Origin of the sequence: Magnetospirillum sulfuroxidans, assembly GCF_018224925.1 — a bacterium.
GTDB classification, from domain to species: Bacteria; Pseudomonadota; Alphaproteobacteria; order Rhodospirillales; family Magnetospirillaceae; genus Magnetospirillum; species Magnetospirillum sulfuroxidans.
The window spans coordinates 49843-68362 of record NZ_JAGTUF010000018.1 but is presented as its reverse complement, the minus strand read 5'-3'; the positions used below and the strand labels follow the sequence as shown (position 1 = coordinate 68362).

The following is an 18520-nucleotide window of genomic DNA, read 5'->3' as shown; positions in this document are numbered from 1 at the left end:
AGGGAGCGGAAAAACTCCGAGATGGTCTCGAGAGTCATGCTTCCGCTCCTAGCGCTGGATCTTGGTGTGATCCACGGTGGTGAAATCGACCATGGTGCCCAAGACCTGCAAATAGGCCACCAGAGCATCCAGTTCCGACACCACCTGCGGGTTGCCGTCGAAATCGCCGACCTTGGCCTTCGGGTAAGCCATGGCCACAGCCGATGCCGCACCGGCATCAGACGTAGCTTGCTCCACCAGATGAGCCTTGGCGTTCTTGATCTGCTCGTCGGTGTAGGGCACGCCCACAACCCGCAGAGCCATCATGTTGCCAGCAATGGTCGATTGATCCAACGGCCGCTTGAGGTGCGGATAGCCGGGCATGATCGATTCCGGGACGACGTCACGGGGATTGATCAGGTGACGGACCTGCCAGTCGTTGGTGTACTTGCCACCAACGCGCGCCAGATCCGGACCGGTACGCTTGGACGACCACTGGAAAGGATGGTCGTACTTGGATTCGGCCGCCAGGCTGTAATGACCATAGCGTTCAACCTCGTCCTTGAACGGACGGATCATCTGGCTATGGCAATTATAGCAGCCTTCGCGAACGTAGATGTCGCGGCCAGCCTGCTCGAGCGGGCTGTACGGACGAACGCCATCCACCTTTTCGATGGTCGATTCGATGGTGAACAACGGGACGACCTCAACCAGGCCGCCGACGATCACCGTCAAAAGGATACCGACCGCCAGGAAGAAAACGTTGGTTTCCAGTTTGGCGTGATGCTTGAAGATAGACATCTCTGCTCCTCCCCCTTAGCGAGCGCCGGCGGTCGAGGGCTGCATGGCCTCTTCGGCCACGTCACCCTTGATGGTCTTGATGAAGTTATAGACCATGATCAGGGCACCCAGGACGAAGAGAACGCCGCCCACCGCGCGGATCACATAATAGGGGTGCATGGCTTCGACGGTCTCGATGAACGAGTACTGCAAGAAGCCCAGGTTGTCATACGCACGCCACATCAGGCCCTGCATGATGCCGGAGATCCACATGGCGGTGATGTACAGCACGATGCCGACGGTGGCGACCCAGAAGTGCAGGCCAACCAGCTTCAGCGAATAGACTTCCTTGCGGCCCCACAGCTTCGGAACCAAGTAGTACAAAGCGCCGAAGGAGACGAAGGCGACCCAGCCCAAGGCACCGGAATGCACATGGCCAATGGTCCAGTCGGTGTAGTGCGACAACGAGTTGACGGCCTTGATCGACATCATCGGACCTTCGAAGGTCGACATGCCGTAGAACGCCACCGAGGACACCAGGAAACGCATGACCGGATCGGTCCGCAGCTTGTCCCAGGCACCCGACAGGGTCATCAGACCGTTGATCATGCCACCCCAAGACGGCATCCACAGCATGACCGAGAAGGTGGCGCCCAGGGTCTGGGCCCAATCGGGCAGCGCGGTGTAATGCAGATGGTGCGGACCGGCCCAGATGTACAGGAAGATCAGCGCCCAGAAGTGGACGATGGACAACCGGTACGAATAAACCGGACGTTCGGCCCGCTTGGGCACGAAGTAGTACATGATGCCCAAGAAACCGGCGGTCAGGAAGAAGCCAACGGCGTTATGGCCGTACCACCATTGGGTCATGGCGTTCTGCACGCCGCCAAAGATGTTGTAGGACTTCATCCAGCTGCCACCGAAGAAACCGGCCGGAACGGCCAGATTGTTGCCCAGGTGCAGCATGGCGACGGTCAGGATCATGGCGAAGAAGAACCAATTGGCCACATAAATGTGGGGTTCTTTGCGCTTCATGATGGTGCCGGCGAAGATGATCAGATAGCAGACCCAGTTCACGGTCAGCCACAAGTCAACCCACCATTCCGGCTCGGCGTATTCCTGGCCCTGGGAGAAACCCAGAACATAGGTCAACGCGGCGGCCACGATCATCAGCTGGAAGCTCCAGAACATGAACGTGGCGAGGCCGCTACCGCCAAACAGGCTAGCGCGGCACGTCCGCTGCACAGTGTACAGCGAGGTGCAGAAAAGAACATTGCCGCCGAAGGCAAAGATCACGGCGGAGGTATGGACGGGACGCAGACGACCAAAGGTGGTCCACTCCAGATCCAGATTCAGGGCGGGGAAGGCCAACTGCCAGGCGATGAAATCACCCGCCAGGAAGCCAACCACACCCCAGAAAATCGCCGCAAGGACGAACTTCTTCACCACGTCTTCATTATAGACGGTGGCGTCGGTGTTGGTGCTCATGCCGAACTCCTGTTTCGACCGGGAAAGGGTCAACTCGAGAGCGCCTGCCAAATCCAATGCAAACGCATTCCCCCGTAAGCCGGAACTGGCCAGGCGGATGGTGCTTCCGAGTCGCCGCACTATGACCGTTAGGTTAGCGCCGGCCATTGATCCATGTCAAAATGCCTAAATTTTTCCTGGCATCGCCTGCACTTCCGAGGCTTTATTCCAGCCCGTCACCCCTGGGTCCGAGTCCGCCAAATGAATATTATACCTTCGGCACGTCCAATCATCCGCTTCGCCAAGGGCCGTTCGCGCCGATTCCGCGCCGGGCACCCATGGGTGTTTTCCAACGAAATCGAAATGAGCCCCGAGCTCAAGACCCTGCCCGCCGGCACCTTGGTCACCCTGATGGATGCCGGTGACGAGAAACTGGGCGTCGCCAGCTTCAACCCGCATTCGCTGATTTGCGCCCGCGTGCTGTCACGCCACTGGACCGACGTCATCGACGCCGGCTTCATCGCCGGCCGGTTGCGCGCCGCCTTGGCTTTGCGCGACAGCCTGTTCCCGATGCCCCATTATCGGCTGATCCATTCCGAGGCCGACAACCTGCCCGGACTGATCGTCGACCGCTATGGCGATGTCGTCGTCCTTCAGGTCAACACCGCCGGCATGGAGGCCTTGATCCCGACCGTGCTGGAAGCCTTGACCGAGGTTTTGGCCCCGCGCGCCGTGGTCTTGAAGAACGATAGCCCGGTGCGCGGCCTGGAAGGCTTGCCGCTGGAACACAAACTGGCCCTGGGCGTTCTGGACGGCCCGGTGGAATTGATCGAGAACGGCGCCCGTTTCGTCGCCGACCTCACCGACGGGCAAAAGACCGGCTGGTTCTACGACCAACGCGACAACCGCGCCTTCGTCGCCGGTTTAGCCGCCGGCAAGCGCATGCTTGACGTTTACACCTATGCGGGCGGGTTCGCCGTGCAGGCAGCCCTGGCCGGCGCCGTCGAAGTGGTCGCGGTGGACCGCTCCGAGCACTCGCTGGCCTTGGCCGACAAGGCGGCCGAACTCAACAGCGTCACCATCAACACCGTCCGGGCCGAAGCCTTCGCCGAGATGACCCGGCTGGCCGCCGCCGGCGAGCGCTTCGGCGTCGTCGTCGTCGACCCGCCGGCTTTTGTCAAATCGCGCAAGGACGTCGGCGCCGGAGCCAAGGGCTATCGCAAGATGACCCGTCTGGCGGCGCCCCTGGTCGAAGCCGGCGGCTTCTTGCTGTGCGCGTCATGCTCGCATCACATGCCGGCCGAGTTGTTCGCCGAGGAAATCGCCCATGGTCTGGGCCAGGCCGGCCGTTCCGGCCGCATCCTGCGCATCGCCGGGGCCAGCGCCGATCACCCGCTGCACCCGCAACTGCCGGAAAGCGCCTATCTGAAGGCACTGATCCTGCAATTGGATTAACAACGATGAGCGAACGCGATTGCGGCCCCTGCACGATCTGCTGCTGGTTCTTCGCCGTGCCGGAAACGGCGAAGCCGACCAGCCAATGGTGCGAGCATTGCACCGATCATGGCTGCGCCGTCCACCAGACCCGGCCGCAATCGTGTCGCAATTTTCAATGTTTTTGGCTGCTGGAACCCAACTTCCCCGAGGAAATGCGTCCCGATTTGTGCGGAATCGTGGTCAGCTTCAACGAGGAACACACCAGCGTCGTCATCCATGTCGATCCCGACCGCCCCGATGCCTTGGCGGAGGAGCCGGGGTCGTGGTGGATGGAGCCTTTGCTGAACGCCTATGATCCGGTGTGCGTCGTCTGCGGCGACGACAAGATGGTCGTGCGGCGCACGCTGGAGTGACGTGCGACGCACGCTTGAGTGACGTGCAACGCACTGTGGGATAAGACGATCAGATACCCTTATCCGGGGCCACCTGCGGGAAGGTCACGACAAACCGGGTGCCGCCCCCGCCGCCATTGTCCAGACTCACTTGGCCGCCAAGCGGGCCGGTGACCAGATTAAAAACGATGTGCAAGCCCAAGCCGCTGCCGCCGCTGCCCCGCCGGGTGGTGAAAAAGGGGTCGAAGATACGGTTGCGGTATTCCTCGGGGATGCCTTTTCCGTCATCGTCATAGCTTAGCCGAACCTGACCGTCGGCAATGACATCGGCGGTAATGGTCAAATGGCCGTGTTGCCCGGCATCAAAACCGTGCGCCAAGGAATTCATGACAAAATTGGTCAGCACCTGCGACAGCACGCCGGGATATCCGTCAAGCACCAGATCGGCGGGACAGGCAATGGCAACCTTGTGCCCGGCCTGACGCAGATTGGGCTTGAGCGATGTCACCGTTTCATTAAGGGTTTCAAGCAGCCGGAACCGTCGCCGCTCGGACGAGGTGCGGTCAACCGCCACCTGCTTGAAACTGCGGATCAGATCGGCGGCACGTTCGCAATTGCTCACAATCAGCTTGGCGGTGTCGGCGGCGGTGTCCATATAGCGTTGGAAATCGTCGATGCCGATATCGTCGGCATCAAACAAGGCGCGAATGGCAAGGGTGGCGTCGGCCAGATGCGATGCGCATGACAGCGCGATCCCCACCGGCGTATTGATTTCGTGGGCGACACCGCCGACCAGAGCGCCCAGCGAAGCCAGCTTTTCCGTCTGCACCAGGGTTTCCTGGGCTTGGCGCAACTGGCCCAGCGCCTCTTCCGCCTGCATGCGGCGACGCCCCAGCTCTTGATTGAGTTGAGCCATCTGGTTTTGCTGGCGATCACTGACTTTAACCAAGCGCCGCTGTTCGCGCACCGACCGCGAATAGGCGTCGGCCAAGCCTTGCACCTCGGCCAAAAGCGACGGATCGCCATCCTTCATCCGCTCAAGCAGATGCCCGGCACTGGCAAGGATGCGTTCTTCCGCATCAAAAAGACTGAATCCGCCGGCCGGCCCGCCCTCGCTCATGGTCGGGTCAGGACACCGACACCAGATTGAAGGTGATGTGGCTCAAATCCTCGGAAAAATCCTCGCCAAATTCCTTCATGGTTTCATCGTCGGCCATGAACTGCCAATTGACGACGATGGCGCAGCCGGAGGCATTTTCCAGCATCTGGAACATGTTCATCAACGCCTTGGCCGAGGAACTGTTGAAGTAGATCAGCTCGAAATCCACCCTCAACGGCGTGCCATTGCCTTGGCCGAGGAAGTCTTGCAGCGCGGCGAAAATAGGGCCGAACACGGATGAAGCATCCTCGGGATAGGATTCCCCTCGAATCTGGAGGATTCCGGCGGCAACATCAAAGTTCACCTCGGGCGAGCGCTCGGACGCGGCGATGATCAAATTTTCCATGAAATCCCTCAGATGGAGACTTTGAGGCAAAAGAAATGCCTGTCGGCATCGATGCGATCGAAATCAAATTCGATGGGGGCGCTGGCGCGACGGGCAATCTCGATCAGACCAATGGTCGCCCCCCGGCTCCCCTCGTCCGGCGGCTCCCGCAATTGTTCCTTGTAATAGGCCTTGATTGCGTCCCGATCCATCCCACGCAGAGTTTCCAGCCGCCCGCGCAGTTTCTCCATATCCTGTTCCAGGATGATATTTCCGCAGACGATGAAAAACCGTCCGTTTTCGCTGCCGATGGTGACCATGCCCGACGACAATTCGACGCTTTTGCCCAGATTGCCCTGAACCTTCTCGGCCGAATAACGGATGATGTTTTGCGATTGCTCGACAAAAACCGAGAACACCTTCTTGATGGTGGTGACGTCGGTATCCTCCAACGCCATCTTCTGGCGCAAAGCGTCGCCAAGGGAATACAAAATCCCCTCGGACAAATAGCCCGAGAACGAGAAGACAATCCCGTGAGCGTCCAGTTCCGACTTAAAAGCCCGATATTGCTGTGCCAGCATTCGACTTTCCCTCATCCACCACCGACTCCAAACAGAGCGTGGCCTCTCATACAGAAGATACACACAGTATCAACGGATGCCGCCAGGCTCAAGCGAACGATCCCCTCCTTGCTGGTCCCGCGGCGGACTGCGCAGATGAACGGTCACCGTGGTTCCCTCGCCTTCGCTGCTGCCGATTTGGATCGAGCCGCCGTGCAGATCGACGATCTGGCGGACCATATGCAAACCGATCCCCGATCCCGATAATTTATGGGCGTTCCCGGCGCGGTAAAAGCGCTCGAACACCCGTGGCAAATCCACTGCCGGGATGCCGATGCCACGGTCACGGACCGTCAAGGCCACACCGCCGTGATTGGCCCGCAGCCGGACATCCACCGGCGCGTCCGTCGAATATTTCAGCGCATTGGAAATCAGGTTGTTGACCACCAACGGCAATAAATTGGGATCGCCCCACACCCGCGTGGCCCGCCCCATGTCGAGCACGACCTGCCGCCCCCCCGACGCCGCCTGATGATGGGAAACCGCCGCCCGTAAAACCGGAGCCAGATCCAACACCTGTTCTTGCATGATCATGCGGCCGGTTTCCAATTGCTCGTCGGCCAGACAGGTTCCGATCAGGTCGATCAGCCGACCGACGGCGCCGCGAATGGTTTCCAGCCGGGTCAACATGCCGCTATCCACCCGCTGCGCCCGCATCATCAGCATCTGCGCGGCCGAATCGATAATGGCCAACGGCGTGCGGAATTCATGGCTGACCATGGACAGAAATTGCCGCAACTGACCCTTGGCCGCAGTCTCGCGTTCCAACGCCACTTCCGCCCGTTCCTTGGCCCGAGCCAAGGCATCCCGGCTTTCCATCAACTCGGCCGTGCGCCCGGCCACCTTTTGCTCTAATTGTTCGTTGGCTTCGGCCAGCCGTTGATTCAAGCTATTGATGGTTTCGATGTCGCGCCATGCCCGCAAGGCGCCGACCAGCGCGGTGAACAGCTTTTGCGCCGTCAGCTCGCTTTTGCTTTTGTAATCGTTGACGTCATAGGCGACGACAACGTCGCGTTCCGGCGCCTCGCCCGGCTGGCCGGTGCGTAAAATGATACGAATTTCATGATTGCCCAAATCCTCGCGCACTTGGCGAACCAGACGCAGGCCGGCATCGGGGCTTTCCATCACCACATCCAGCAGAGCGACGGGAATGGACGGATTACGCGCCAGCAATTCGGTGGCCTCGGCGGCGGAATGGGCCGAGATCATCTCGAATCCCCGCCCTTCGAACGTAAAATCCCGCAACAGCACCCGGGTCATGGCGTGAACCTGATCGTCGTCATCGACCACCAGCACCGACCAGGGCGGCAATTTCGGCCCCTGCCGACCTTTGTCACGCAGAACAAGCGGCGCGGCACGGCCCATGATTAGCCCCCCTGGCGAACGATCACCGGCGCGGTGAAGGCATATCCGGTCCCGTGCACGGCTTCGATCGGCAGTTCACGCCCCAGCGCGTCCTGTCCCTTGGAGCGTAGGCGTCGAACCATGGAATCGACCGAGCGGTCGCCGGCATCCCATTCGCGTTTACCCAATGCCTTGAAGATGGCCGAGCGCGACACCGGCTCCCCCGGCTGCTCCACCAGCAGCGAGACAAAAATCCGTTCGTTGGCGGTCAGCTTGGCGATCCCGCCTTCGGGAGAGACCAAGGCCCAGGCCAATTGATCATAAACCCATTGGGAATGATCCGACGGCGGCGACGGCGACGACGATGGCGCCGCCCCGCGCAAGCGCCGCGACAGCGACCGCACCTGGGCCTCCAACTCGCGCAACTCGATGGGTTTGACCAGATAGACATCGGCGCCGATCTCAAGCCCGACCACCCGATCCACGTTCACGCTGCGCGCGGTCAGCATGATGATCCCGACATCGGAATGATCGCGCAGGCGCTTGGCGATGGAAAAGCCATCCTCGCCCGGCAGGTTGATATCAAGAATGATCAGATCCGCCGGATGCTCGGCCAAGGCGCGATCGAGGGCGCGCCCGTCTTCGCACCCGACCACCGCATGACCACAGGCGGACAGGTATTCCACCACGTCCGCCCGCAGAGATGCTTCATCTTCAACTACGGCTATGCGCGCCATTCATCTCCAACCTTCGCGGCCCCACACGTCAGCCGAGTGGAGCACCCTGGAACCGGTCCGTCAAACACGGAACGCACAAGATCGACACTTCCGGGTTACTGCCCCTTGGGAGCGACGATCTTTTCCACCAGCCGGACCAGCAGGCGATCCATGCGGGCAGCCCACACTTCGTCGCTGTCGATCATTTCGCGGCAGCGGCGGAACGCGCGCAACACCGTGGTATGGCTGCGACCGCCGAACACCCGGCCCAATTCAGGCAGCGAGCACGAGGTCAGCAGGCGAGCGTAGTACATGGCGGCCATTCGCGGCTTCCACAGCCGATGATCGCGGGAATGCACCATCATCTCACGCTCGGACAGACCGAATTCGGCGGCAACGGTGGCGATCACGTCAGCGACGAAAGGGTCACTGACTTTGTAGCGCAGCGGCGCGGCGGAGCGGATTTCAGCAAGAGCGACGGACATGGACAGTCCCCCTAAGACAGATGTTTACCTGCCCCTATTGTGCGCATCAGCACAATATCAGCCACCCGCGATATGAAATTCGTTGTGTCGAAAAGTGACGCTGCGGTAACGGATATATGACATACGTCCGTATATCCTTACCCCCCCAGACGCAGTTGGAATCCGCGCACGGCGGCGACCAAGGCCCGCCGCGCCGACGGCTCCATCGCCGAATGCCCCGCATCCGCGATCATGTCGAGCAAGGCCCCCGGCCATTGCCGCGCCAATTCATCGGCGGTGACCGGCGGACAGACCACGTCATAGCGTCCCTGCACCAGATGTGCCGGCACGTGACGAATGCGGTCCAGGCCAGCCAGTAATTGCCCCGCTTCCATGAAACCGTTATGGACCATGTAGTGACATTCCAGCCGGGCCAGAGACAAGGCCGATGCCGGGTCCATCTCACTTGGTTGGTCGCGCGGCACCATGCGGGCGCAAGCTTCCTCATAGGCGCACCAAGCCCGCGCCGCCGGCAGGTGAATCGCGGGATCGGGATCCATCAACCGCCGATGATAGGCGGCCAGCAAATCGACGCTCTCGCCGTTCACATGATCGCGGAAGCGGCGGTGTGCTTCGGGAAAAAAGGTTCCCATGCCATGCAAGAACCATTCGGTTTCGATGGGGCGGAACAGGAAAATACCGCGCAAGACGAATCCCAGCACCCGCTCGGGGAAGGTTTGGCCATAGGCCAAGGCCAGCGTGCTGCCCCACGAGCCCCCAAACAGCAGCCAGCGTTCCACCGCCAGATGGTGACGCAACTTTTCCATGTCGGCAACCAGATGGCCGGTGGTGTTGGCATGGGTCTCGGCATTGGGCTGCGACCGTCCGCAGCCGCGCTGATCCAGCAAGATGATGCGCCAATAGCTGGGATCGAAGTAACGCCGGTATGGCGGCGCCGTGCCGGCGCCGGGACCGCCATGGACGAACAAGACCGGCATGCCGGTGGGGTTGCCCGATATTTCCCAATACAGGCTGTGGCCGTCGCCAACCTCAAGCATTCCCGAAGCATGGGGTTCAGTGGGCGGAAACAGATCCATCGCCATCGCGTCCAATCGTCATTTCGTCGCCGATCATGCCACGGCCGGTGGCGGCAACACCAGCTACCACCGGCTGTTAAAATATGTTTTCATTAACACTCTTTGATGGTGTTCGTGCCGGAGGTCTCGTGACCATGCTGCTGCCCTCGCCACGGCGCTTCGAGATCAGCGCCCATTATCTGACCCATTACCTGGAAATCCAGGCCGCGAACGCCGATGCCGACCCCGAGGCGCAACTGCGCCACGTCATGGCCGGCGACATTTACGTCAAGACCCGAGCCGTGGCCTGGATCAACAAGGCCTGCGGCGTTGGCGCCAGCGCCGCGTTGCTGATGGCCACCGCCTTTCCCCTGTTGCTGCTTCAGGACGGCTGGTTTGGTTCGCTGGACAAGACCGGGGCTGCCGCCGTGCAGACCTCGTTGATGGGGGTGGTGGGGGTGCTGTCGGGACTGCACCTTTATTACAAGCAGCGGCAGACCGCGTTCGAGACCTTGCTGCGCTATCTGGCCTATTCCCGCAAACCCTGCGCCGAGCTGGCCGAGTTGATCATCGCCACCATGGGCAAGCTGGATACCGGCTTCGATTTCAAGGCGGCAACCGCCCCCGAGGCCAGAAAAGCCGAGCCGAAGTCGCCGCCATCTTGACGGGGCAGGGTCCGCCGTGACAAACCCGCGCCTATGGACGTCTCTCTCTTCGATTTCGATCTGCCGCGCGACCTGATCGCCGAGCGCCCGGTCACCCCGCGCGACGCCGCCCGCCTGCTGAGGGTCGGCGATGATGCGCTGACCGATGGCTGTGTGCGCGATCTGGCCGGCTGGCTGCGTCCCGGCGACGTGGTCGTCAGCAATGACACCCGCGTCATTCCCGCCCGGTTGTTCGGCCGCAAGGGCGAAGCCGGCATCGAACTGACCCTGCACGAACGGATCGCCCTGGACCAATGGAAAGCGTTCGCCCGTCCGGCTAAAAAACTGCGCCCCGGCGACGTGGTCCGCTTCACCGACGATTTCACCGCCAGCGTGGTGGAAAAAGGCGAAGCCGGCGAGGTTCTGATGCGGTTTGATCGCGGTGGCGACGCCCTGATGGTGGCCCTGGATGCCCATGGCCGCCTGCCGCTGCCGCCCTATATTCGCAAGGGCGAGGCGGACGAACGCGATCTCGCCGATTACCAGACCGTCTTCGCCCGCGAAAAAGGCGCCGTCGCCGCCCCCACCGCCGGCCTGCATTTCACCCCCGCCTTGCTGGCCGCCATCGATGCCGTTGGCGCCACCCGGCTGACCGTCACCTTGCATGTGGGCGCCGGCACCTTCCTGCCGGTCAAGGTCGACGATACCCGCGATCATCGCATGCATGCCGAACGCGGGGTGATCACCGCCGAAACCGCCGCCGCCATCAACCAGGCCAAGGCGGCGGGCGGCCGCGTCGTCGCCATCGGCACCACCAGCCTGCGCCTGCTGGAAAGCGCGACCGACGGGGATGGCCGGCTGCGTCCTTTCGCTGGTCCCACCGATATTTTCATCACCCCCGGCTATGATTTCAAACTGGTGGATGTGCTGATGACGAATTTCCACCTGCCCAAATCCACCTTGTTCATGCTGGTTTCGGCCTTTGCCGGACTGGAGCGCATGCGCCGGGCCTATGCCCACGCCAAGGCGGCGGGCTATCGTTTCTATTCCTATGGCGATGCCTGCCTGTTGCAGCGGGAGATCCTTTCGTGACCCAGTTCGGCTTTGAACTTCTCGCCACCGACGGCGCCGCCCGTCTGGGCCGGGTCGATACCGCCCACGGCCCCATGGATACCCCGGCCTTCATGCCGGTGGGCACCGCCGGCACGGTCAAGGCGATGATGCCCGAAAGCGTCGCCGCCACCGGGGCGCAGACCATCTTGGGCAACACCTATCACCTGATGCTGCGCCCTGGGGCCGAACGGGTCGGGCAATTGGGCGGCTTGCATGAATTCATGCAGTGGAAAGGGCCGATTCTGACCGATTCCGGCGGTTTCCAAGTCATGAGCCTGGCCAAGCTGCGCAAGATGACGGAAGAAGGCGTTGCCTTTCAGTCCCATATCGACGGGTCCAAGCACCTGCTGACGCCGGAACGGTCCATGCGGATTCAGCACCTGCTGGACGCCGACATCACCATGGCTTTCGACGAATGCACACCGTTTCCGGCGACGCCCGAACAGGCGGCCCAATCCATGCACTTGTCCATGCGCTGGGCCAAGCGCTCGAAAGAGGCGTTTGTCAGCCGCCCCGGCTATGGCCTGTTCGGCATCGTCCAGGGCGGCATCTATCACGACCTGCGGGCCGAATCGGCCTGCGCCTTACGCGACATCGGCTTTGACGGCTATGCCATCGGCGGCCTGGCGGTGGGCGAAGGTCAGGACTTGATGTTCCAGACGCTGGATTTCACCGCCCCGATGTTGCCCGCCGAGCGGCCGCGCTATCTGATGGGGGTGGGCAAGCCGTCAGACATCATCGGCGCGGTGTTGCGCGGCGTCGATATGTTCGATTGCGTCATGCCGACGCGGTCAGGCCGCACCGCCCAAGGCTTCACCCGGCGCGGCACGGTGAATTTGCGCAACGCCCGCCATCAAGACGATGCGCGGCCGCTGGATGCGGATTGCGCCTGTCCGGCCTGCCGCCAATACAGCCGCGCTTATTTGCATCACCTCATTCGCTCCGAGGAAATCCTGGGGCCGATGCTGCTGACCTGGCATAACATCCAATTCTATCAAGACGTGATGAAAGGCCTGCGCGGGGCCATCGCCGCCGGCCGGGTTCACGATTTCGCCGATGATTTCCTGGCCACCCAAGCCCAGGGCGACATCGAGCCAATCTGAAAGGAACCGACATGAGCGATCAAGACCGCGAGGACCGCATCTATCGCATGGTGGTGCGCTTTTATGAATTGGGGGGCGAAGATCCGGAATTGGCCCGCGTCTTCGGCGCCGCCATCACCGACTGGCCCGATCATTTCCGCATCGTCGCCGATTTCTGGTCCAACGCGCTGTACGGCACCGGCCGTTATCGCGGTCATCCGTTTCCGGTGCACATGCAGCTGGATTTCAGCCCTCATGCCTTCGAGGCCTGGCTGAAAGCCTTCACCCAGGCGGTGACCGAAATCCTGACGCCGATGGAAGCGCAAAACGCCCTGGGCCGCGCCCGCCACATGACCGAAAGCTTCCGCGTCGGCCTGTTCCCCTTCACCCTTGCCGACGGCACCCCGTCGCGGGTGCCGGCGCGCAAGGACTGATACCATATCCGGCTGAGTGGAACTCATCGGGATATGGTTGAGCCTAGATCCGCGTCAATTGACCACCCAGCGGGCCAAATAAGTGCGGATCAGGCTTTCCATCTGGCTGTCGATGTCGCGGATCAGCCCTTCCGAGATTTCGTAAAGCACCTTGTCGCGCTCGTTCAGCGTCGAGCCTTCGCCCACCGTCTGCGAGCGGGTGGCGCGGGCGATGACGTCGGCGACGGGGAAATGACGTTCATCCAAAATCTGGATGGCCACATCCAGCGAGCCGTCATAGCGTTCCGCCTGCTGGTCCTTGAACATGCCGGTAAAGCCGGTATCGGTCTTCAACGGCACTTCCACCACCTTGGCGTCCTTGATCAGCACACGGGCAAAGCCCGTCCGGCCGATGGGGCGCAGGCGATCCTGGGCCCAGCGCACGGTGGCGCTTTCGGGGGAAAGCGCCATCAGATGTTCGATATTGGGCTTGCGTCCCGACGGCACGTATTCGGGCACGATTTCAAGCTGGCCGATATCCAGCCGGAACGCCGCCTTACCGGCGAAGGACAGTTCCGGCATCTTCTGCACCACCGGCTGGGCTTCGCAGGCGGACAAGGCCAAGGCACCGGCCAGGACCAGCATCAGACGAGACAGACGAAACGACATGGCGTTTTCCCGTTCCAGAACGTGGGATGAGGATCTCTATTGTGGCGACGCAAAACGCCGCGTCAAGGGTTGGCGGCGGAACGGGTGGCCGGGATGTACGCCTGATCCAGTTCGACATCGCCAAAAGCATAGGTCGTGCGGCAGAATTCGCAGGTGATGCCCACCTTGCCGCCTTCGTCGCGCAATTCCTCGATTTCCGCCCGGGGGATGGATTGCAGCATGCGGACGACGCCGTGATGCGAGCAGCGGCAGCGGGCTTGCAGCCCCTTGCCTTCCCAAACGGTCAGGCCCTCGCCATGGAACAGGCGGTGCAGCAAATGCTCCGCCGGCAAATCATCATCCAGCATTTCCGCCGGCGTGACGCTGCCCATCAGGATCGTGGCGGTGCGCCAAGCCTCGTTGGCGTCGTCAGCGGTCAGAATGGGCGCCCCCGACTGATTGGCCGGCATGCGCTGGATCATCAGCGCCGCCGTCCGCCAGCCATGGCCCGCGCCCGGCGGCTGCGACACCAGCGCCACCTGGCTGTCCAATTGCTCGGATTGGGTCAAATAGGAGCGGGCGCAATCGGCCAGAGTGCCCCCTTCCAACTCAACAATCCCCTGATAGCGTTCGACCTTCAGTCCCTGATCGACGGTAAAGGCCAGATAGCCCTTGCCCAACAAGGTGGGGACCGGATCGCCCTCGCCCGTTCGCGCCAGCCGATCGGCGTCAAAGCGGGCATAGCCGCGCAAGGCGCCGTCACTGGTGACATCGGCCACCACCAAAGAAACCGGGCCGTCGCCCTGCGTCTGCAAGGTGAAGATGCCGTCATATTTCAGCGATCCGGCCAGCGCCGCCGCCAATGCCAGACTCTCGGCCAGCAGGGAAGCGACACGCTGCGGATAATCGTGACTCTCAAGAATGGTCTGCACCGCCGCGCCAAGGCGGACCATGCGGCCGCGCACCAAGCCACTGGACAGGTGAAACGGCAATATGACGTTAGCGCCGTCAACGATCACAGCAGACACCACGTCAGAATACCCTTTTGCACATGCAGGCGATTTTCCGCTTCGTCCCACACCACCGATTGCGGACCATCCATCACCGAATCGGTGACCTCTTCGTTGCGGTGGGCCGGCAGACAATGCATGAACAGGGAATCGGCGGCGGCCTGGGCCATCAACGCGTCATTGACCTGATAGGGCAACAGCAGCTTGTTGCGGTTGGTGTCGGTGCAGCCCATGGACAGCCACGTATCGGTGATCACCAAATGGCTGTCCTTGACCGCCGCCGCCGGATCGGAGCCGATCACCACCTTGGCGCCTTGGCTGCGCGCCCATTCCACCATCTTGGCGTCGGGCATCAATTCCGCCGGGCAGGCCAGACGCATTTCGAAATTGAAATGCGCCGCGGCCTGAATCCAACTGGCGGCGACGTTATTGCCGTCGCCAACCCACGTCACCACCTTGCCGTCCAGCGGACCGCGATGTTCGGCGAAGGTCATCAGGTCGGCCATCACCTGACAGGGGTGGGTGTCGTCGGTCAGGCCGTTGATGACCGGAACGGTGGCGTATTCCGACAATTCCATCAGCTTCGCCGGATCGTCGGTGCGGATCATGATGGCGTCCACATAGCGCGACAACACGCGGGCGGTATCGGCGATGGTCTCGCCGCGGCCCAATTGGGTGTCGCCCTTGGACAGTACGATGGTGTCGCCGCCCAATTGCTTCATGCCGGTTTCGAACGACACGCGGGTGCGGGTCGACGGTTTTTCGAAGATCATCGCCAGCACCCGGCCCGACAGCGGCTTTTCCGTGCCGAAGGGCTGGTCGCCGCGCTTATAGGCGGCGCCCAGATCAAGGATGCGCCGCAAGGTCTCGGTGTCGAAGCGATCGAGATCAAGGAAATGACGGATCTGTCCGGCCCGGGTGCGCCCCGGATTGATGGTCATGGGGTCACCTCGCGCAGGGTGCGTTCCAAAATGGCCAAGGCTTCGGCGATTTCGCTTTCACCGATGATCAGCGGCGGCAACAGACGCACCACGTTGTCACCGGCACCGATGGTCAACAGGCCATTGGCCATCAACCGGCCCTGAAGCTCGGTATTGGGAATGCGGCATTTCAACCCGATCATCAGGCCAAGCCCCCGCACTTCCTCGATCACCGTGGGGAAGGCGGCACAGACGCGCTCAAGCCCCTGACGCAGACGAACGGCGTTTTCCCTTACCCGCGCCATGAAACCCGGATCGAGCATGACGTCCAGAACCGCGTCGGCCGCCGCCATGGCCAGCGGATTGCCGCCAAAGGTCGAGCCATGGGCGCCGGCCACCATGCCGCGCGCAGCGCTTTCCGTTGCCAGACAGGCCCCGACGGGGAAACCACCGCCCAAACCCTTGGCGACCGGCATGATATCGGGGGTCACCCCCATCTGCTGATGGGCGAACAAGGCGCCGGTCCGGCCCATGCCGGTCTGCACTTCGTCGAAAATCAGCAGCAGGCCGAACTCATCCGCCGTCCGCCGCAGCCGTTGCAGATAATCGGGATCACCGGGAATGATGCCGCCTTCGCCCTGAACCGGCTCGACCAGGATGGCCGCGCTGCGGTCGCTGATGGCGTCACGCAAGGCGTTCAGATTGCCATAGGGCACATGCACGAAGCCGGGCATCTGCGGATCAAAGCCCTTAAGGTGCTTTTCCTGACCGCCCGCGGCGATGGTCGCCAGCGTCCGGCCATGAAAGGCCCCGGTGGCGCAGATGATTTCGACCCGGTTCTTGTCGCCGCCGTCATAATGGTATTTGCGCGCCATCTTGATGGCGCACTCGTTGGCTTCGGCCCCAGAGTTACAAAAGAACACGGTATCGGCGAAGGTGTTGGCGACCAGCTTGGCCGCCACCTTTTCTTGTCCGGGCACCCGATACAAATTCGAGGTATGCCACAGCTTCGCCGCCTGCTCTTGCAAGGCCGCCACCAGCTTGGGATGACAATGCCCCAGATTGGTCACCGCCACGCCCGCGCCGAAATCAAGGAATCGTCGTCCGTCGGTCGACCACAAAGTGGCGCCCTCGCCCCGTTCGAAAGCGATATCGGCCCGTGCATAGGTCGGCATAACGACAGGAATCACGATCTCCCCTCCCCAACTGGAAAGCCGGAAGCCCTCGTCCCCGACGGACGTTTAGCATCGGCTCGTTGAAAGGAAAGGCGGGAATATCCCGATATTGCCGACAAAAGTCAACCGAACTTATCCCCAGATCGGCATAAACGCACGAACGCCCGCCCCAGGGAGGAGGGGGGCGGGCGTCGCGCGGCGCCTGGACAGGTGCGACCAACGGCTCGGGAGGAGGTGAACCGGTGGCCACGCCGTGCCCGGCGCGGATAGGAAGGTTTTACGCGGCCGACTTGACCAAGGACTGGAAGGCGGCGACGCGGGCGCTGATCGGTTCCAGGGCGGCGGTCACCACGGTCTGGGTCAGCTCGACGAACTTGCGGCTGTCGGCGATAACGCCTTCGACCGATTCACGCGCCAGCTTGGAATTCAGCTCCAGGAATTCGGCCGGGGTCTTGCAAGCGAACAAAGCCTTGAACGCGGCATCGGCCTTTTCCGACGAAGCGGTCACGTATTCCTGCGAGGCCTTGGCCACATCTTCCAGGCCCTTGACGGCGACCGAGCTGCTCTTGACCAGAGCTTCGGTGTTTTCCTTGGACAGGGCGACGATCTTTTCAATGCTGTCGATCTTCATGGCATGATCCTTTGAATTTGGGTTGGACAACCACCCCGTCAGGGCCGTTGTGCACTGCAACATGAGGATAGAATACGGATTGCCACGGCAAAGGCAAGGCCTTTTTGTGCAGTGCACAATAATTTCATCCAGGCATGAAAAAGGGCGCGCTCCCCTGAACGCGCCCTTGCCACTTAATGTTTTTATATCAACGCGTTACGGCGATATCGCGAAGCACGGCGGTTTCCATTTGCGCCTCACGCAGGCGGAAATTGACCGCATCGCCAATGGATACCATGCCCAAAAGATCACCGTTATCAACCACCGGCAGGTGGCGGATGCGCCGCTCGGTCATGATTTCCATGATGCGCTTGACCGAATCGCCCGGCCCACAGGTCAGCACCGGCGAGGTCATGATGTTGCGCACCGGCATGTCGATGACGCCTTTGCCGAATTGGGTCATGCCGGCGACGATGTCGCGTTCCGACACCACCCCGACCACAGCGCCCTTGGCGTCGCAGACCACCGCCACGCCGACCTTTTTCGCCGTCATCAGGGCGGCGGCATCAGCCACCGCGTGCTCGGGACGGATGGTGAAAACATTGCTGCCCTTGCTCTTCAGAATTGCTTCGACGGACATGATCCCCCCTATTGTCGTTATCGTTGAACTCACCAAAAAGGATGCCCCCGCCCCCAAGAGCTTGCAACAGCAAATCAGCCGAGCGACGGCCGATAGCGCAAACAAGCGCCCCTTCCTCCTTTCGCAAGGAGGAAGGGGCTTCCCGTCGGGCGACTTGCAAAAGTGGGGGGGCGAAACCGCCCGACCGGGAATCCGGATCAATGCCTGTTGTTTTCGACCTCTCCGGCCGCCACCTCGGGCGCGGCCGTGTCATCCACGACGCGGAACACACCCGGACGCCAAGGATCCAGATCGAACCAGCCGCGGCCAAAAGCCGCGGGAAAGAAACTGTCGAACAGACGGTTGACCTCGTCATGCATCCCCAGCGGCGCATGACACCCCGCCGAAGCAGAGGTCAGCCGGGACGTCGGTATACACCGCGCGGCTTTGTCGGCCATGGCTGCCTCCTCTGCATGCATGATCGCCGTCAGCCCCTCTTGGGACTTACGCACAGTATAGCATAAGGG

The 18520-nt window shown here is 61.8% G+C and carries 22 protein-coding genes; 6 read left to right on the top strand and 16 right to left on the bottom strand.

What is annotated here, in order from left to right:
• Positions 1-48: 48 nt before the first annotated feature.
• Both ccoO and ccoN read right to left on the bottom strand, forming a co-directional pair.
• Positions 49-780: a cytochrome-c oxidase, cbb3-type subunit II gene (gene ccoO, locus KEC16_RS15840; RefSeq protein WP_211550681.1), complete on the bottom strand. Its 732-nt coding sequence runs from the start codon at positions 778-780 to the stop codon at positions 49-51.
• Positions 781-795: 15 nt separating this feature from the next.
• Positions 796-2247 carry a cytochrome-c oxidase, cbb3-type subunit I gene (ccoN, locus tag KEC16_RS15835; RefSeq protein ID WP_211550679.1) on the bottom strand — a complete coding sequence of 484 codons (1452 nt, stop codon included), beginning with the start codon at positions 2245-2247 and terminating at the stop codon, positions 796-798.
• A 240-nt stretch (positions 2248-2487) separates the two neighbouring features.
• Between ccoN and KEC16_RS15830 the strand changes: the two genes are divergently transcribed.
• Both KEC16_RS15830 and KEC16_RS15825 read left to right on the top strand, forming a co-directional pair.
• The gene (locus KEC16_RS15830; protein ID WP_211550677.1) at positions 2488-3681 is read left to right on the top strand and encodes a class I SAM-dependent rRNA methyltransferase; all 1194 of its coding nucleotides are present in this window, start codon (positions 2488-2490) and stop codon (positions 3679-3681) included.
• 5 nt (positions 3682-3686) lie between these two features.
• Entirely contained in the window at positions 3687-4076 is a 390-nt protein-coding gene (locus KEC16_RS15825; RefSeq protein WP_211550675.1) for a hypothetical protein, read from the top strand.
• 49 nt (positions 4077-4125) lie between these two features.
• Here KEC16_RS15825 and KEC16_RS15820 read toward each other — a convergent pair whose 3' ends face one another.
• The 7 genes from KEC16_RS15820 to pip form a co-directional block, all read right to left on the bottom strand.
• Positions 4126-5175, bottom strand: a complete 1050-nt coding sequence (locus KEC16_RS15820) for a sensor histidine kinase (RefSeq protein ID WP_211550673.1) — start codon at positions 5173-5175, stop codon at positions 4126-4128.
• A 7-nt stretch (positions 5176-5182) separates the two neighbouring features.
• A complete protein-coding gene (locus KEC16_RS15815) occupies positions 5183-5560 on the bottom strand; it encodes a DUF1987 domain-containing protein (RefSeq protein ID WP_211550671.1) in 378 nt (125 codons plus the stop codon).
• 8 nt (positions 5561-5568) lie between these two features.
• On the bottom strand, positions 5569-6120 hold the full coding sequence (locus KEC16_RS15810) for a SiaB family protein kinase (protein ID WP_211550669.1): 552 nt from the start codon (positions 6118-6120) through the stop codon (positions 5569-5571).
• Positions 6121-6189: 69 nt separating this feature from the next.
• Positions 6190-7524 carry an ATP-binding response regulator gene (locus tag KEC16_RS15805; RefSeq protein WP_211550668.1) on the bottom strand — a complete coding sequence of 445 codons (1335 nt, stop codon included), beginning with the start codon at positions 7522-7524 and terminating at the stop codon, positions 6190-6192.
• A gap of 2 nt (positions 7525-7526) precedes the next feature.
• Positions 7527-8240 (bottom strand): response regulator transcription factor, encoded by a 714-nt coding sequence (locus KEC16_RS15800; protein ID WP_211550665.1) that lies wholly within the window; start codon positions 8238-8240, stop codon positions 7527-7529.
• Between the two features lie 95 nt (positions 8241-8335).
• On the bottom strand, positions 8336-8704 hold the full coding sequence (locus tag KEC16_RS15795; protein ID WP_211550664.1) for a helix-turn-helix domain-containing protein: 369 nt from the start codon (positions 8702-8704) through the stop codon (positions 8336-8338).
• A 137-nt stretch (positions 8705-8841) separates the two neighbouring features.
• A complete protein-coding gene (gene pip / locus KEC16_RS15790) occupies positions 8842-9780 on the bottom strand; it encodes a prolyl aminopeptidase (protein ID WP_211550662.1) in 939 nt (312 codons plus the stop codon).
• 128 nt (positions 9781-9908) lie between these two features.
• On the opposite strand from pip, the gene KEC16_RS15785 reads away from it, so the two are divergent.
• The 4 genes from KEC16_RS15785 to KEC16_RS15770 are packed head-to-tail and all read left to right on the top strand — an operon-like array spanning position 9909 to position 13032.
• Positions 9909-10424, top strand: coding sequence for a hypothetical protein (locus KEC16_RS15785; RefSeq protein ID WP_211550660.1), 516 nt, complete (start codon positions 9909-9911; stop codon positions 10422-10424).
• A 33-nt stretch (positions 10425-10457) separates the two neighbouring features.
• Positions 10458-11495, top strand: a complete 1038-nt coding sequence (queA, locus tag KEC16_RS15780) for a tRNA preQ1(34) S-adenosylmethionine ribosyltransferase-isomerase QueA (RefSeq protein ID WP_211550658.1) — start codon at positions 10458-10460, stop codon at positions 11493-11495.
• Entirely contained in the window at positions 11492-12619 is a 1128-nt protein-coding gene (gene tgt, locus KEC16_RS15775; protein ID WP_211550656.1) for a tRNA guanosine(34) transglycosylase Tgt, read from the top strand. Before queA ends, tgt begins: the two co-directional genes overlap by 4 nt.
• 11 nt (positions 12620-12630) lie before the next feature.
• Positions 12631-13032: a group III truncated hemoglobin gene (locus tag KEC16_RS15770; RefSeq protein ID WP_211550654.1), complete on the top strand. Its 402-nt coding sequence runs from the start codon at positions 12631-12633 to the stop codon at positions 13030-13032.
• Positions 13033-13086: 54 nt separating this feature from the next.
• On the opposite strand, the gene KEC16_RS15765 is transcribed toward KEC16_RS15770, so the two are convergent.
• The 7 genes from KEC16_RS15765 to KEC16_RS15735 all read right to left on the bottom strand — a co-directional run bounded on the left by KEC16_RS15765 (position 13087) and on the right by KEC16_RS15735 (position 18451).
• A complete protein-coding gene (locus KEC16_RS15765; RefSeq protein WP_211550652.1) occupies positions 13087-13680 on the bottom strand; it encodes a hypothetical protein in 594 nt (197 codons plus the stop codon).
• Between the two features lie 62 nt (positions 13681-13742).
• Complete coding sequence (gene hslO, locus KEC16_RS15760) at positions 13743-14687, bottom strand: Hsp33 family molecular chaperone HslO (RefSeq protein WP_346344108.1); 945 nt, start codon at positions 14685-14687, stop codon at positions 13743-13745.
• Positions 14675-15610, bottom strand: coding sequence for an ornithine carbamoyltransferase (gene argF, locus KEC16_RS15755; RefSeq protein ID WP_211550650.1), 936 nt, complete (start codon positions 15608-15610; stop codon positions 14675-14677). Before argF ends, hslO begins: the two co-directional genes overlap by 13 nt.
• Positions 15607-16779 carry an aspartate aminotransferase family protein gene (locus tag KEC16_RS15750; RefSeq protein WP_346344107.1) on the bottom strand — a complete coding sequence of 391 codons (1173 nt, stop codon included), beginning with the start codon at positions 16777-16779 and terminating at the stop codon, positions 15607-15609. Before KEC16_RS15750 ends, argF begins: the two co-directional genes overlap by 4 nt.
• 262 nt (positions 16780-17041) lie before the next feature.
• A complete protein-coding gene (locus KEC16_RS15745) occupies positions 17042-17395 on the bottom strand; it encodes a phasin family protein (protein WP_211550648.1) in 354 nt (117 codons plus the stop codon).
• Positions 17396-17582: 187 nt separating this feature from the next.
• On the bottom strand, positions 17583-18014 hold the full coding sequence (locus tag KEC16_RS15740; protein ID WP_211550646.1) for a CBS domain-containing protein: 432 nt from the start codon (positions 18012-18014) through the stop codon (positions 17583-17585).
• A 197-nt stretch (positions 18015-18211) separates the two neighbouring features.
• Positions 18212-18451 carry a hypothetical protein gene (locus KEC16_RS15735; RefSeq protein ID WP_211550644.1) on the bottom strand — a complete coding sequence of 80 codons (240 nt, stop codon included), beginning with the start codon at positions 18449-18451 and terminating at the stop codon, positions 18212-18214.
• Positions 18452-18520 lie beyond the last annotated feature (69 nt).

Bases quoted from the DNA above. Each gene is read 5' to 3' on its own strand.
- queA (WP_211550658.1), top strand. From the start codon at position 10,458: ATGGACGTCTCTCTCTTCGATTTCGATCTGCCGCGCGACCTGATCGCC.
- pip (WP_211550662.1), bottom strand. From the start codon at position 9,780: ATGGATCTGTTTCCGCCCACTGAACCCCATGCTTCGGGAATGCTTGAG.
- ccoO (WP_211550681.1), bottom strand. From the start codon at position 780: ATGTCTATCTTCAAGCATCACGCCAAACTGGAAACCAACGTTTTCTTC.
- KEC16_RS15795 (WP_211550664.1), bottom strand. From the start codon at position 8,704: ATGTCCGTCGCTCTTGCTGAAATCCGCTCCGCCGCGCCGCTGCGCTAC.
- KEC16_RS15830 (WP_211550677.1), top strand. From the start codon at position 2,488: ATGAATATTATACCTTCGGCACGTCCAATCATCCGCTTCGCCAAGGGC.
- KEC16_RS15745 (WP_211550648.1), bottom strand. From the start codon at position 17,395: ATGAAGATCGACAGCATTGAAAAGATCGTCGCCCTGTCCAAGGAAAAC.
- KEC16_RS15815 (WP_211550671.1), bottom strand. From the start codon at position 5,560: ATGGAAAATTTGATCATCGCCGCGTCCGAGCGCTCGCCCGAGGTGAAC.
- KEC16_RS15765 (WP_211550652.1), bottom strand. From the start codon at position 13,680: ATGTCGTTTCGTCTGTCTCGTCTGATGCTGGTCCTGGCCGGTGCCTTG.
- argF (WP_211550650.1), bottom strand. From the start codon at position 15,610: ATGACCATCAATCCGGGGCGCACCCGGGCCGGACAGATCCGTCATTTC.
- KEC16_RS15800 (WP_211550665.1), bottom strand. From the start codon at position 8,240: ATGGCGCGCATAGCCGTAGTTGAAGATGAAGCATCTCTGCGGGCGGAC.
- KEC16_RS15810 (WP_211550669.1), bottom strand. From the start codon at position 6,120: ATGCTGGCACAGCAATATCGGGCTTTTAAGTCGGAACTGGACGCTCAC.
- KEC16_RS15770 (WP_211550654.1), top strand. From the start codon at position 12,631: ATGAGCGATCAAGACCGCGAGGACCGCATCTATCGCATGGTGGTGCGC.
- KEC16_RS15805 (WP_211550668.1), bottom strand. From the start codon at position 7,524: ATGGGCCGTGCCGCGCCGCTTGTTCTGCGTGACAAAGGTCGGCAGGGG.
- KEC16_RS15820 (WP_211550673.1), bottom strand. From the start codon at position 5,175: ATGAGCGAGGGCGGGCCGGCCGGCGGATTCAGTCTTTTTGATGCGGAA.
- KEC16_RS15740 (WP_211550646.1), bottom strand. From the start codon at position 18,014: ATGTCCGTCGAAGCAATTCTGAAGAGCAAGGGCAGCAATGTTTTCACC.
- KEC16_RS15735 (WP_211550644.1), bottom strand. From the start codon at position 18,451: ATGGCCGACAAAGCCGCGCGGTGTATACCGACGTCCCGGCTGACCTCT.
- KEC16_RS15825 (WP_211550675.1), top strand. From the start codon at position 3,687: ATGAGCGAACGCGATTGCGGCCCCTGCACGATCTGCTGCTGGTTCTTC.
- ccoN (WP_211550679.1), bottom strand. From the start codon at position 2,247: ATGAGCACCAACACCGACGCCACCGTCTATAATGAAGACGTGGTGAAG.